At 69.2% G+C, this 14,538-nt stretch carries 10 protein-coding genes; all 10 read left to right on the plus strand.

Features of this window, described 5'->3' with window-relative positions; translation table 11 throughout:
- The first annotated feature begins 450 nt into the window (after positions 1–450).
- The 10 genes from araB (at position 451) to chvE (ending at position 14,504) form a co-directional block, all read left to right on the plus strand.
- Complete coding sequence (gene araB, locus ABZU46_RS26515; protein ID WP_354861990.1) at positions 451–2,133, plus strand: ribulokinase; 1,683 nt, start codon at positions 451–453, stop codon at positions 2,131–2,133.
- The gene (locus tag ABZU46_RS26520) at positions 2,130–2,822 is read left to right on the plus strand and encodes an L-ribulose-5-phosphate 4-epimerase (protein WP_354861991.1); all 693 of its coding nucleotides are present in this window, start codon (positions 2,130–2,132) and stop codon (positions 2,820–2,822) included. The genes araB and ABZU46_RS26520 overlap by 4 nt, the downstream gene beginning before the upstream one ends.
- 138 nt (positions 2,823–2,960) lie before the next feature.
- Complete coding sequence (locus tag ABZU46_RS26525) at positions 2,961–3,956, plus strand: ABC transporter substrate-binding protein (protein WP_354862004.1); 996 nt, start codon at positions 2,961–2,963, stop codon at positions 3,954–3,956.
- 180 nt (positions 3,957–4,136) lie between these two features.
- Positions 4,137–5,678, plus strand: a complete 1,542-nt coding sequence (locus tag ABZU46_RS26530; protein WP_354861993.1) for a sugar ABC transporter ATP-binding protein — start codon at positions 4,137–4,139, stop codon at positions 5,676–5,678.
- Positions 5,675–6,745 carry an ABC transporter permease gene (locus ABZU46_RS26535; RefSeq protein WP_354861995.1) on the plus strand — a complete coding sequence of 357 codons (1,071 nt, stop codon included), beginning with the start codon at positions 5,675–5,677 and terminating at the stop codon, positions 6,743–6,745. Before ABZU46_RS26530 ends, ABZU46_RS26535 begins: the two co-directional genes overlap by 4 nt.
- Positions 6,742–7,734, plus strand: a complete 993-nt coding sequence (gene yjfF, locus ABZU46_RS26540) for a galactofuranose ABC transporter, permease protein YjfF (protein ID WP_354861996.1) — start codon at positions 6,742–6,744, stop codon at positions 7,732–7,734. The genes ABZU46_RS26535 and yjfF overlap by 4 nt, the downstream gene beginning before the upstream one ends.
- A gap of 26 nt (positions 7,735–7,760) precedes the next feature.
- Positions 7,761–9,263, plus strand: a complete 1,503-nt coding sequence (gene araA, locus ABZU46_RS26545) for an L-arabinose isomerase (RefSeq protein ID WP_354861998.1) — start codon at positions 7,761–7,763, stop codon at positions 9,261–9,263.
- 339 nt (positions 9,264–9,602) lie between these two features.
- Positions 9,603–11,723, plus strand: coding sequence for a family 43 glycosylhydrolase (locus ABZU46_RS26550; protein ID WP_354862000.1), 2,121 nt, complete (start codon positions 9,603–9,605; stop codon positions 11,721–11,723).
- 414 nt (positions 11,724–12,137) lie between these two features.
- Positions 12,138–13,127 carry a LacI family DNA-binding transcriptional regulator gene (locus ABZU46_RS26555; RefSeq protein ID WP_354862002.1) on the plus strand — a complete coding sequence of 330 codons (990 nt, stop codon included), beginning with the start codon at positions 12,138–12,140 and terminating at the stop codon, positions 13,125–13,127.
- A 234-nt stretch (positions 13,128–13,361) separates the two neighbouring features.
- On the plus strand, positions 13,362–14,504 hold the full coding sequence (gene chvE / locus ABZU46_RS26560) for a multiple monosaccharide ABC transporter substrate-binding protein (RefSeq protein WP_234582843.1): 1,143 nt from the start codon (positions 13,362–13,364) through the stop codon (positions 14,502–14,504).
- The last annotated feature ends 34 nt before the right edge of the window (positions 14,505–14,538 follow it).

Genomic DNA, 14,538 nt, shown 5'->3' on the forward strand with positions numbered 1-14,538 from the left:
GGGGGGGGGGCGGGAGGGGGGGGGGGGGGGGGGCGGGGGGTGTTTTATTTTGGATGCCGGGGGGGGGGGGGGTTTGCCCTGTTGTTCCCCCCCCCCCCCCCCGACGACCCGGCCACCGTCGCGATCGGACCGTCATCCCGCCGCTCAGTGGTGCGGGACCTTGCTGTCGCCCTGCCGGCTGAGGAGGCGCCGGGCCGACGGCCGGCCGGGGAGGTGTCGGGCCGCCCGCCGGGCGAGGAGGTTTCGGCGGGCTGCCGTTCAGATGTCGCCCTCCCTGCGCTGCCGCGACCGGGCTGGAGGCGGAATCGCGGACTTTGCACCAATCCGGTAGCTACCCGCCCAAGTGGGCGCGCGGGCCTCCGCGTTCCGTTACGGAGCTGTTGCAGCTAGATGTCTTGACGGCGCTGGATGTGAGCGTTAACACTATCCCCGTTAACGGTGGAGGTGAACATGGAGCGTGTGGACGGAGCTGCCGAAAGCTACGTCGTGGGTGTCGACTTCGGCACTCTCTCCGGGCGGGCCCTGGTGGTCCGGGTTTCCGACGGTGCCGAGTTGGGGACCGCGGTGCACGAGTACGGCGACGGGGTCATCAGCGAGACGCTGCCCGGAGGTCGACCGCTGCCCCCGGACTGGGCGCTGCAAAATCCGGACGACTACCGCGACGTGCTGCGCCACGCCGTCCCGGCGGCGGTGTCCGCCGCGGGGGTGGACCCCGCATCGGTGGTGGGCATCGGCATCGACTTCACCGCCTGCACTGTGCTGCCGACCGACGCCCACGGCACCCCGCTCTGCGAGGATCCCGACCTGCGCGACCGGCCGCACTCCTGGGTCAAACTGTGGAAGCACCACGCCGCGCAGCCGCACGCCGACCGGATCAACGCGCTGGCCCACGAGCGGGCGGAGCCGTGGATCGGCCGGTACGGCGGCAAGATCTCCGCCGAGTGGCAGTACGCCAAGGGTCTGCAGATCCTGGAGGAGGACCCGGAGATCTACCACCGGGCCGAGCGGTTCATCGAGGCCGCCGACTGGATCGTCTGGCAGCTCAGCGGCACCGAGACCCGTAACGTCTGCACCGCGGGCTACAAGGGCATCCTGCAGGACGGGCAGTACCCGTCCGAGAGCTTCCTGACCGCGCTCAACCCCGACTTCGGCGACTTCGTGGCCAAGCTCGACGGTCCGCTGCTGCCGCTCGGCGCCCGCGCCGGCACGCTCACCGCCCGCGCCTCGGCCTGGACCGGTCTGCCGGAGGGGATCGCGGTGGCCGTCGGCAACGTCGACGCGCACGTCACCGCGGCGTCCGCGCAGGCGGTGGAGCCCGGTCGGCTGGTCGCCATCATGGGCACCTCGACCTGCCACGTCGTCAACGGCGCGGAGGTCGCTGAGGTGGCTGGCATGTGCGGTGTCGTGGACGGCGGCATCAGCCCCGGCGCCTGGGGCTACGAGGCCGGGCAGAGCGGCGTCGGCGACATCTTCGGCTGGTTCGTCGCGCACGGCGCGCCCGCCGGGCTCGACTCGCACGAACGCCTCACCGAGCTTGCCGCCAGCCAGCCGGTCGGCGCACACGGCCTGGTCGCGTTGGACTGGTGGAACGGCAACCGCTCGCTGCTGGTCAACCACGACCTCAGCGGGATGATCGTCGGGATGACCCTGGCCACCCGGCCGCAGGACATCTACCGTGCGCTGCTGGAGTCCACGGCGTACGGCACCAGGATGATCATCGACGCGTTCGTCGAGGCCGGGGTGCCGGTGAACGACCTGGTGATCGCCGGCGGTCTCACCAACAACAAGCTGCTGATGCAGATCTACGCCGACGTGACCAAGCGACCGCTGAACATCATCGCCTCGGCGCAGGGGCCGGCGCTCGGGTCGGCGATCCACGCCGCCGTCGCCGCCGGGGCGTACCCGTCGATCCACGAGGCGTCGCAAGCGATGGGGCGGGTGCACGAGGCCGTCTACACGCCGGATCCCGACCGGGCGCGCGCCTACGACGCCCTGTACGCCGAGTACCGGGCGCTGCATGACCACTTCGGTCGGGGCGGCAACGACGTCATGCTCCGCCTGCGGGCGATCCGCAACGCGGCGGTCGAGGCCGTCGCGGCCACGCACGAGGCCCCGCTGGAGGTCGTCGGATGAGCGCAGAGGTAGGTCGACAGATCCGCGAGCTGCGCGAGAGCGTCGCCCGCCTGCACAGCGAGCTGACCCGGTACAACCTGGTCGCCTGGACGTCCGGCAACGTCTCGGCGCGGGTCCCCGGTCAGGACCTCATGGTGATCAAGCCGAGCGGTGTGGGCTACGACGACCTCACGGCCGACACCATGGTGGTCTGCGACCTCGACGGTGTCCTCGTCGAGGGGGACCTCGCCCCGTCCAGCGACACGGCCGCCCACGCCTACGTCTACCGCGCCATGCCCGAGGTCGGCGGTGTCGTGCACACGCACAGCTCGTACGCCAGCGCCTGGGCCGCCTGCGGGGAGGCGATCCCCTGCCACCTCACGGCCCAGGCCGACGAGTTCGGTGGGGAGATCCCGCTGGGCCCGTTCGCGCTGATCGGCGGCGACGACATCGGCAAGGGGATCGTCGCCACCCTCGCCGGGCACCGCTCTCCCGCGGTGCTGATGCGCAACCACGGTGTCTTCTCCATCGGTCGGGACGCCCGGGCGGCGGTCAAGGCCGCGGTCATGTGCGAGGACGTGGCCCGCACCGCGTACCTGGCGCGGACCCTCGGGCAGCCGGTGCCGATCGCGCAGGCCGACATCGACGCCCTCTACCACCGCTACCAGAACGTCTACGGGCAACAAACAGTCGCACCGGCAGGTCCCTGACCGTCTCCATCGGCCGTCCGGGCCCGCCGGTCTGCTCCACCGACGCACCAGCACGCACCACCCGCGTACGCCACCCTTCGCACGTCGGCGGCTCGCGCGGTCCCACCACACCACAGCCAAGGAGAACTGATGAGAAAGATGCGAACGCAGTCCGCTCCGTGGCGCGCTGTCGCGGTCCTCGCCAGCGTGCTGCTCGTGGGCGGCGTGGCGGCCTGCGGCAACAGCGACACCGGCGGCGGCGGGTCCAAGGACGACGGCAAGATCACGATGGGCTTCTCCCAGGTCGGTGCGGAGAGCGGGTGGCGTACCGCGAACACCACCTCGATCAAGGATGCCGCGGCCGCGGCGGGCATCGAGCTGAAGTTCGACGACGCTCAGCAGAAGCAGGAAAACCAGATCAAGGCGATCCGCAACTACATCCAGCAGAAGGTCGACGTGATCGCCTTCTCGCCGGTGGTGGAGTCCGGGTGGGACACCGTCCTCAAGGAGGCCAAGGACGCCGGCATCCCGGTCATCCTGACCGACCGCTCGGTCGACTCGGCCGACAAGACCCTCTACAAGACCTTCCTCGGCTCGGACTTCGTCAAGGAGGGCCGTCTCGCCGGTGAGTGGCTGGTCGAGCAGAAGAAGGCCGCCTCGGGCCCGGTGAACATCGTGGAGTTGCAGGGCACCACCGGCGCGGCGCCGGCCAACGACCGCAAGAAGGGCTTCGCCGAGGCGATCGCCGCCAACCCGAACCTGAAGGTCATCGCCTCGCAGACGGGCGACTTCACCCGGGCCGGCGGCAAGCAGGTCATGGAGCAGTTCCTCAAGGCCAACCCGAAGATCGACGTGCTGTTCGCGCACAACGACGACATGGGTCTGGGCGCGCTCGAGGCGATCACCGCGGCCGGCAAGGTGCCCGGCAAGGACATCACCATCATCACTGTGGACGCCGTCAAGGACGGTATGCAGGCCCTCGCCGACGGGAAGTTCAACTTCATCGCGGAGTGCAGCCCGTTGCTCGGCCCGCAGCTGATGGACCTGGCCAAGAAGGTCCACGCGGGCGAGACGGTGCCGGCTCGGATCGAGACCGAGGAGACCACCTTCACGACTGAGCAGGCCAAGGAGGCTCTGCCCAACCGCAAGTACTGATCGACGCAGGGGGGTCGCCGCGCTCGCGTGGCGACCCCGCCGCGTCGCCCCATAAACCCGAACGGACCGGGCATGACCCGCGCCACGCCCGCCCGAGCCTCCCGCCGGGGCGGCCGGGCGGGCGCGGTGGGAGCGCAGCGGCCCATCCGCGTCGACAACCCCCAGAAGAGGTCTGATGGGATGACGGATAGCCGTCCGGTCCTGACGATGACCGGGATCAGCAAGTCCTTTCCCGGGGTGCGCGCACTCCACGACGTCAACTTCCGGCTCTTCCCCGGCGAGGTGCACGCCCTGTTGGGCGAGAACGGCGCCGGCAAGTCGACCCTCATCAAGGTGCTGACCGGCGTCTACGACACCGACGAGGGCACGATCACCCTCGACGGTGAGCCGGTGTCCTTCACCGGCCCGATGCAGGCGACGGCAGCCGGGGTGAGCACCGTCTACCAGGAGGTCAATCTCTGCACCAACCTCTCGGTGGCGGAGAACATCTTCATCGGCCGCCAGCCGCGGCTTTTCGGCGCCGTCCGCTGGGGTGAGGTCCGCCGACGGGCACGCGCGCTCCTGGCCCGCCTCGACCTCGACCTCGACGTCAGCGCGCCGCTGGGCTCGTACTCCCTCGCGATCCAGCAGATGGTCGCGATCGCCCGTGCGATCGACATCCAGGCCCGGGTGCTGATCCTGGACGAGCCGACGTCCAGCCTCGACGCGGGTGAGGTCGCGCAACTGTTCCGCATCATGCGGCAACTGCGCGACGAGGGCATCGCGATCCTGTTCGTGACCCACTTCCTCGACCAGGTCTACGAGATCGCCGACCGCATCACGGTGCTGCGCAACGGCGGGCTCGTCGGCGAGTACCTGACCGCCGAGCTGCCCCAGCTGAGCCTCGTCGAGAAGATGATCGGCAAGGAACTCGACGTCCTCGAAGGGATCGAGGAGCACTCCCGACGGGACCTGGCCGAGCTGGAGGAGGGCACCCCCCTGGTGGCGGTGTCGAACCTCGGCCGGGCGGGCGCGGTCGCGCCGTTCAGCCTGACCATCCATTCCGGCGAGGTGGTGGGCCTGGCCGGTCTGCTGGGCTCCGGGCGTACCGAGGTGGCGCGGCTGTTCTTCGGCGCCGACCGGGCCGACGGCGGGCAGGTCGCGATCGACGGCACGTCGGGCAGTCTGCGTACCCCCGCGCAGGCCATCGACCAGGGCGTCGGCTTCTGCTCGGAGAACCGCCGGGCCGAGGGCATCGTTCCCGAACTGTCGGTCCGCGAGAACATCATCCTCGCCATGCAGGCCGCCCGCGGCTGGCTGCGGCCCATCCCGCGCCGCCGCCAGGACGAGCTGGTCGACAAGTACGTCAAGGCCCTCAACATCCGTCCGGCGGACCCGGAGGTGCCGGTCCGCAACCTCTCCGGCGGCAACCAGCAGAAGGTGCTGCTGGCCCGATGGCTGATCACCGAGCCGCGGCTGCTGATCCTGGACGAGCCGACCCGGGGCATCGACATCGGCGCGAAGACCGAGATCCAGCGGCTCGTGACGCAGTTGTCCGACGGCGGGATGGCGGTGCTGTTCATCTCCGCCGAGTTGGAGGAGGTGCTGCGCCTCAGCCACAAGGTGGCGGTCATGCGCGACCGGCAGATGGTCGCGCAGCTCGCCAACGACGAGGACCTCGACGCCGAGCGCATCATGCAGACGATCGCGAGTGGATCTCACCGGGAGGAGGTGGACCGATGAACGACACCATGGGCCGCTATCGGACGATGATCGGTCACCGGCTGTTCTGGCCCGTCGCCGTGCTGGTCGCCATGCTCGCCGCGAACACGATCTACCGGCCCGGGTTCCTGTCCATCGAGCTCAAGGACGGGCACCTGTACGGCTCGCCGATCGACATCCTGCGGTTGAGCGCGCCGCTGATCCTCGTGGCGCTGGGCATGACCCTGGTCATCTCGACCGGCGGCATCGACCTGTCGGTGGGCTCGGTGTGCGCGATCAGCGGCGCGATGGCCTGCATGTACATCAGCAAGCAGCCCGACCAGAACAGTCTCACCGTGGTGCTGACCGCCCTCGCGATGGCGTTGGGGGTCGCGCTCGTGCTCGGCGTCTGGAACGGGGTGCTGGTGGCCGTGATCGGGATCCAACCGATCATCGCCACGCTGATCCTGATGGTGGCCGGCCGGGGCCTCGCCCAGCTGATCACCCAGGGTCAGATCATCACGATCAACTCCGAGCCGTTCCGGGCGATCGGGCTGGGCCACCTGCTGACCCTGCCGCTGGCCATCTTCATCGCCCTCGCCGCGGCACTGCTCGTCGCCGCGTTCACCCGCCGTACCGCACTCGGCATGATCATCGAGTCGGTGGGCGGCAACGCGGAGGCGAGCCGGCTCGCCGGCATCCGCTCCGGTCGGGTCATCTTCCTCGCGTACGTCGTCAGCGCCGTCTGCGCGGCGATCGCCGGCTTCATGATGACGGCCAACGTCTCCAGCGCCGACGGCAACGCCGTCGGCCTCTGGGTGGAGTTGGACGCCATCCTCGCGGTCGTCATCGGTGGCACGTCCCTCGCCGGCGGCCGGTTCTTCCTGAGCGGCACGATCCTCGGCGCGCTGATCATCCAGACCCTGACCACCACGGTGTACGCCATGAACATCTCACCGCAGACGTCGCTGCTGTTCAAAGCGGTAGTCGTCATCGCCGTCTGCCTCATCCAGGCGCCGGCCTTCCGAGCCAAGTTCAGCCGGCGCAGAAGAAGCGCCCCGCCGCCGCGCCCCGTCGCCGACAAGCCGAAGGAGCAGGTGCCGGCATGACCACCGGATCGCTCACCGCCCCCCGCCGCACCCGGATCCGGCTGCCTCGGCGGCAGGTGCCGGTGCTTGCCACGCTCGCCCTGCTCCTGGTGATGTACGGCATCGGCGTGTCCCAGTACACGGCGTTCTCGAACGTGCAGGTCATCTTCAACGTCTTCATCGACAACGGCTTCCTGCTCGTCGTCGCGGTGGGGATGACCTTCGTGATCCTCACCGGTGGCATCGACCTGTCGGTGGGGTCCGTCGTCGCCATGACGGCGATGGTGTCGGCGGATCTGTTGCAGAAGGGTCTGCCCGCGGCGCTCGTGCTCGTCATCGCCCTGCTCATCGGCCCGACACTCGGCCTGTTGATGGGCTGCGCCATCCACTTCTTCGACATCCAGCCGTTCATCGTCACGCTCGCCGGGATGTTCTTCGCCCGCGGCATGTGCACGTTCATCTCCGGCTCGTCCATCCCGATCACCGACGGGTTCTGGACCAGGATGTCGCAGGAGCGGATCGGGGACCCCCGGGGCAACTTCGTCTCGATCAGCGTGTTGATCGCCTTCGCCGTGGTGCTCGTCGCGGCGTACGTGCTGGCCTACACCCGGTTGGGGCGCAACGTGTACGCGGTCGGCGGCAACCCGCAGTCGGCGCTGCTGATGGGTCTGCCGTTGGGGCGGACCCGGATCGCCGTCTACACGATCAGCGGTCTGTGCTCCGCGATCGGTGGCATCCTGCTGTCCTTCTACACCCTCTCGGGCGCGCCGCTGATCGCGGTCGGCATGGAGTTGGACGTCATCGCCGCCGTCGTGATCGGAGGCACCGTGCTCACCGGTGGCTCGGGTTACGTCTTCGGCACGGTGCTCGGCGTGCTGGTGCTGGGTGTGATCCAGACCCTCATCACCTTCGACGGGAGTCTCAACTCCTGGTGGACCAAGATCGTGATCGGCGGACTGCTCTTCGCGTTCATCCTCCTCCAGCGCCTCATCGGAATTCGTTACAAGTGACCGTTCCTCTCGCGGAAGGCAACCCCATGGCACCACAAACCCACCCCGAGATCTGGTTCCTCACCGGCAGCCAAGGCATGTACGGCGAGGAGACGCTCCGGCAGGTCGCCGAGCAGTCCCGCCAGATCGCGGCCGCGCTCGACGACTCGCCGCAGATTCCCGCCCGGGTGGTCTGGAAGCCCGTCCTGACCAACAGCGGTGAGATCCTGCAGGTCTGCCGGGACGCCGCCGCGCAGGGGGCCATCGGGGTCATCGCGTGGATGCACACGTTCTCACCGGCGAAGATGTGGATCTCCGGTCTGGACGCCCTGCAGACGCCACTGCTGCACCTGCACACCCAGGCGAACGTCCTGCTGCCGTGGGACGAGATCGACATGGACTTCATGAACCTGAACCAGGCCGCCCACGGCGACCGTGAGTTCGGGTACATCCAGACCCGCCTCGGGGTGGCCCGCAAGACCGTCGCCGGGCACGTGAGTGACCCGCGGGTGACCGGCCGGGTCGGGGCCTGGGCCCGCGCGGCGCTCGGCTGGTCGGCGATGCGGTCGCTGCGGCTGGCCCGCTTCGGCGACAACATGCGCGACGTCGCGGTGACCGAGGGTGACAAGGTCGAGGCGGAGCTGCGCTTCGGGGTGTCGGTCAACACCTACGGCGTCAACGACCTGGTCCAGGTGGTCGGCGAGGTCGCCGACGCCGACGTGGACGAGCTGGTCAAGGAGTACGACGACAGCTACCGCGTCGGCGCCGAGCTGCTTCCCGGGGGCGAGCGGCACGACTCGCTGCGCTACGCGGCCCGTCTGGAGCTCGGCATGCGCGCGTTCCTGGACGCCGGCGGCTTCCGCGCGTTCACCACCAACTTCGAGGACCTCGGTGGTCTGCGTCAGCTGCCCGGCATCGCCGTGCAGCGGCTGATGGCCGACGGCTACGGCTTCGGTGGCGAGGGCGACTGGAAGACGTCCGTCCTGGTCCACACCCTCAAGGCGATGTCGGTGGGGGTCGCGGGCGGTACGTCGTTCATGGAGGACTACACCTACGACCTGACTCCGGGTCAGGAGCTGGTGCTGGGCGCCCACATGCTCGAGGTCTGCCCGACCATCGCGTCCGACGTGCCCAACGTGGAGATCCACCCGCTGAGCATCGGCGGGCGGGAGGACCCGGTGCGGCTCGTGTTCGACGCCGCGCCCGGCCCGGCGGTGGTGCTCGGCCTGGCCGACATGGGGGAGCGGTTCCGGCTCGTGGCCAACGAGATCGACGTCGTGACGCCGCCGCAGCCGCTGCGCCGGCTGCCGGTCGCCCGCGCCGTCTGGCGGCCGCGACCGGACCTGCCCGGCTCGGCCGAGGCGTGGATCACCGCCGGCGCCCCGCACCACACCGTGCTGTCGCAGGCGGTGGGCACCGAGGAGCTGCACGACCTGGCCGAGATGAGCCGGACCGAGCTCGTCGTCATCGACGCCGACACCGAGCCGCGCCGCTTCGCCGACGAGATCCGCTGGAACCAGGCCTACTACCGGCTGGCCCGCGGCTTCTGATCCGCGCGCTCGGAGCGTTCTGACGAACGGGTGGTCCATCCCTGCCTGCGGGCGGGGGTGGGCCACCCGTTCGCGTGTGCGCCAGCAGGGCCACGAGGCGGTTGTGTTACGCCTTGACTAACAGCATGTTATCGCTCACAGTCTATAGCCAAGATGGTCGATGTCGTTGGCTGGTCCGGCCGCGCGCGCGTCCTACCCCGCGGTTTCGGCACCTCGTCACCGCCACGGTCGGGCGATCGGTGTTAGCGATCACATGGTCGGGCGTGGTCAGCTCGGTGCCCCGCCCGGTGCCGCGGACGCCGACCCAGACCGCACGGTTCGCGTCAGCAGAGGAGGATCATGCTTTCCATCGGTCGGGTTCCCCGGGGTGCGCCACGTGGGCGCGGGTGGCTGTCGAGACTCGCCGTCGCCGCGATGACACTGGTGGTCGGTGGCGCGGCCGCGGCGGTGGCCGCGGCGCCCGCGTCAGCGGCGACGGTCGACACCAGCGCCTGGTACGTGTTGGTGAACCGCAACAGCGGCAAGGCATTGGACGTGTACAACCTGGCCACGAACGACGGGGCGCGGATCACCCAGTGGACGCGTAACAACGGTAACCAGCAGCAGTGGCAGTTCGTGGACTCGGGAAGTGGCTACTACCGGCTCAAGTCGCGGTTGTCGGGCAAGGTGCTTGACGTCTACAACCGTTCGACCGCCAACGGCGCGGCGATTGTGCAGTGGACCGACAACAACGGCACCAACCAGCAGTTCCAGCTGGCCGACTCGGACGGCGGCTACGTCCGGTTGATCAACCGCAACAGCAGCAAGGTGATGGAGGTGCAGAGCGCCTCGACCGCCGACGGCGGCAACATCGTGCAGTACGACGACTGGAACGGCACCAACCAGCAGTGGCAGCTCGTACGCGTCGACGGCGGGGGCAACCCCACCACGCCGCCCCCCACGACGCCACCCCCGTCGAGTGGCACGTACTCGAACCCGGTGGTCTGGCAGGACTTCGCCGACGTCGACATCATCCGGGTCGACAACGTCTACTACATGTCGGCGTCCACCATGCACTACTCGCCGGGCGCTCCGGTGCTGCGCTCGTACGACCTGGTGAACTGGGAGTACGCCGGGCACTCCGTACCCCGGTTGGACTTCGGCTCGAAGTACGACATGAGCGGTGGTAACGCGTACGTCGACGGGATCTGGGCCTCGACGTTGAACTACCGGCCGAGCAACAAGACGTACTACTGGGCCGGGTGCATCGACTTCGCGCAGACCCACATCTACACCGCGTCCGCCGTCGACGGCACGTGGACCAAGCACACCACCATCCCCAACTGCTACTACGACGCCGGCATGCTGATCGACGACAACGACACCATGTACGTCGCGTACGGCAACACCACCATCAGCGTCGCGCAGCTGTCCGCCGACGGGAAGACCCAGGTCCGCAGCCAGCAGGTCTACAGCACGCCGTCGAGCATCGGGACGCTGGAGGGCGCGCGCTTCTACAAGCGCAACGGCGCCTACTACATCTGGCTCACCCGGCCGGCCAACGGCCAGTACGTGCTGAAGTCGACCAACGGCCCGTTCGGCCCCTACGAGCAGCGTCAGGTGCTGCTCAACCTGCCCGGCCCGATCTCCGGTGGCGGCGTGCCGCACCAGGGCGGACTGGTGCAGACCCAGAACGGCGACTGGTACTACATGGCGTTCGTCGACGCGTACCCCGGTGGCCGGATGCCCGCCATGGCGCCGATCACCTGGACCGGCGACGGCTGGCCGGTGCTGCAGACCGTCAACGGCGCGTGGGGCAGCTCGTACCCGAAGCCGAACCTGCCCGCCGCGCCCCGGGCGGTGAAGCCACTCACCGGCACCGACACGTTCGCCGGCACCACCCTCGGCCCGCAGTGGGAGTGGAACCACAACCCGGACAACAACCGGTGGTCGGTCAACAACGGGCTGCAGCTGCAGACCGCCACGGTCACCGGCGACCTGTACGCCGCGCGCAACACGCTGACCCACCGGATCCAGGGCCCCACCTCGACCGCCACCATCGAGTTGGATTACTCCACCATGCGCGACGGTGATCGCACCGGCCTGGCGGTGTTGCGCAACTCGTCAGCGTGGATCGGGGTCCGGCGGGACAACGGGTCCACCCGCCTGGTCATGCAGAACGGGCTCACGATGGACGGCAACTGGAACACCACCAGCACCGGCAGCGAGGTGGCGAGCACCGCCGTCTCCGGTGGCCGGATCTGGTTGCGGGCCAACGCCGACATCAGACCCGGGTCCGGCCGGCTGGCCCGCTTCTCGTACAGCACCGACGGGGTCAACTTCACGTCCTTCGGCAACGCCCTGACCCTGGCGAACAACTGGCAGTTCTTCATGGGCTACCGGTTCGCCATCTTCAACCACGCCACACAGGCGCTCGGTGGCGCGGTCACCGTGCGCCGATTCGACCTGACGACACCGTGACGCCGGTCACACAACGAGTAACCCACGGGTGACGCGAATGGACCACCTCTCCCGCCGCGGAAGGTGTCCGCGTCGCCGGCTCCGGCCCGCCGCCGCCCTGTTCCGCGCTCTGTCCAGGAGCGCCGAGCGGGGCGGCGGTTCGCCGTGGCCGGCTCGGGTCAGCGGAGGCCGGCACGCGCGGCGCGGAGCGCTGCCGCCCGACCTGGCACCCGCCGTGTCGTTCACGCTCAGCCGTTCCGTGTTGGCGGCGGTGCCTGGCGTAGACTGTCGGCGATCCAGCGCTGGTCACCTGCGATTCAGCACCGGCGTGGTGGCTGAGCGAGGGGGATCGGGCCGGGCCGCTCCAGTCAACGTCGACGGGCCGCGGGTCGGGTTGCAGGCGGGGGGAGTGAAATGGCCGTGCACGGTCCCGCGATGACAGATGTCGCTCGTCTGGCCGGTGTCTCCCACCAGACGGTGTCGCGGGTGCTCAACGGGCACCCCAACGTGCGTGAGCAGACCCGGTTGCGGGTGCGGGCGGCGATCGCCGAACTCGGCTACCGCCCGAACGGCGCCGCACGCGCACTGGTGACCGGCCGGTCCCAGGTCATCGGCGTGGTGGCACAGAACACGACCCTCTACGGCCCGGCGTCACTGCTGGCCGCCCTGGAGCAGACGGCCGCGGAGGAGGGCTTCGCGGTCAGCGTGGGCAGCGTCCGCAACCTCGACCACCGTTCCATCTCGGCAGCCGTCGAGCGGCACCTGGCGCACCGGGTGGCCGGCATCGTCGTCATCGCGCCGGTCGAGTCGGCCGGCGAGGCCCTGGAACGGCTGCCCAAGGACGTTCCCCTGGTGACTGTCGACGGCGATCCGCAGCGGCCGGTGCCGTTGGTGACGGTCGACCAGGTGGCTGGCGCGCGGGCGGCGACCCAGCATCTTCTCGACGCGGGGCACCGCACCGTGTGGCACGTCTCGGGGCCGTCCGACTGGTTCGACAGCGCCGGCCGGATCGAGGGCTGGCGGGCGGCGCTCCTGGCCGCGGGGGTCGACCCACCGCCCCTGATGCACGGGGACTGGTCCGCGGCGTCGGGCTACCGGTGCGGGCAGATGCTCGCCCGGATGCCGGAGGTGACCGCGATCTTCACGGCCAACGACCACCTCGCTCTGGGCGTGCTGCGGGCGTTGCACGAGTTCGGGCGGCGGGTGCCGGCCGAGATCAGCGTCGTGGGTTTCGACGACGTGCCGGAGGCCGCGTACTTCATTCCGCCGCTGACGACCGTACGACCGGACTTCGACGCGGTGGCCCGGGCGAGCCTGCAGATGTTGCTGAGCCAGATCGAGTCGGGCATCGGTGGGGGTGCCCTGCGGCAGACCATCGCCCCGACCCTGGTCGCCCGCGACAGCGTCGCCCCGCCGCGCCATTGAGGGGCGCCAGCGCCGTACGCCTCGGCGGCCGCCGATCCCGGCACGTACTGGCGGCCGTCGATCAATCGTCGACCGGGTTTCGCGAGGTCGCCTCGGTGGCGAAGCCTCCGTTACGAGACCGTGACACCGGTATTTCGGATCAAGTGTTGACGTGCCCTATGTGAGCGCTAACACTACCCGAAAGGTGACAGGTGGCCCCGGCGGTCAGCGGGGGAATCGGGAGAGGAGAAGCCCGTGAGCAGGAAATTCCTGGTTGCTCTCGGTAGTGCGGCGCTGGCGCTGAGCCTGGCGGCATGCAGTGGTGGAGGTGCCGGCAGCGGCGGCGACACCAGCGACAAGAAGCCGGGGGACCTGACGATCGGTGTCTCGATGCCGACGCAGACCTCCGAGCGGTGGATCGCCGACGGCAACGCGGTGAAGTCCAAGCTGGAGGCGAAGGGCTACAAGGTCGACCTGCAGTACGCGGGCGACGACATCCCCACCCAGTCGCAGCAGGTCGACCAGATGATCACCCAGGGCGCCGACGTCCTGGTCATCGCGGCGATCGACGGCACCGCGCTCAGCAGCCAACTGCAGGCCGCCGCGGCTGCGAAGATCCCGGTCATCTCCTACGACCGGCTGATCCGTGGCAGCAAGGACGTCGACTTCTACGTCAGCTTCGACAACTACAAGGTTGGCGTCGCCCAGGGCACCGCGCTGCTGGTCGGTCTCGGCCTGCTGAACAAGGACGGCTCGAAGGGCACCGCCAAGGGGCCGTTCAACATCGAGCTCTTCGCCGGCTCGCTCGACGACAACAACACGCAGTACTTCTTCGGCGGGGCGATGGACACCCTGAAGCCGTATGTCGACGCCGGCACGCTGAAGGTCAAGTCCAAGCAGACCACCCCCGAGCAGGTCGCCACCCTGCGGTGGCAGCAGGAGACCGCGCAGAAGCGGATGGAGAACCTGCTCACCTCCAGCTACAACGACGGCTCCAAGGTCGACGGCGTGCTGTCGCCGTACGACGGCATCTCCCGGGGCATCATCACCGCCCTGCAGAACGCCGGCTACGGTAGCGGCGCCAAGAAGCTGCCCGTCGTTACCGGTCAGGACGCGGAGATCGCCTCGATCAAGCTGATCAACGACGGCGTGCAGAACTCGACCGTCTTCAAGGACACCCGCCTGCTGGCCGACCAGGCCGTGAACGCCGCCGAGGCGTTCCTGCAGAAGAAGCAGCCGCAGGCGAACGACACGCAGACGTACAACAATGGCGTCAAGGTCGTTCCGGCTTACCTGCTGCCGATCGCTACCGTCTACAAGGACGACATCAAGGCTACGCTGATCGACTCCGGTTACTGGACGGCGGAAGAGGTCGCCGCCGGTCAGGCCAAGAAGTAAGTCACCCCGTCGGGCTCGGCGGACAACCGCCGAG

Source organism: Micromonospora sp. NPDC005197, assembly GCF_040608295.1.
GTDB lineage: Bacteria > Actinomycetota > Actinomycetes > Mycobacteriales > Micromonosporaceae > Micromonospora.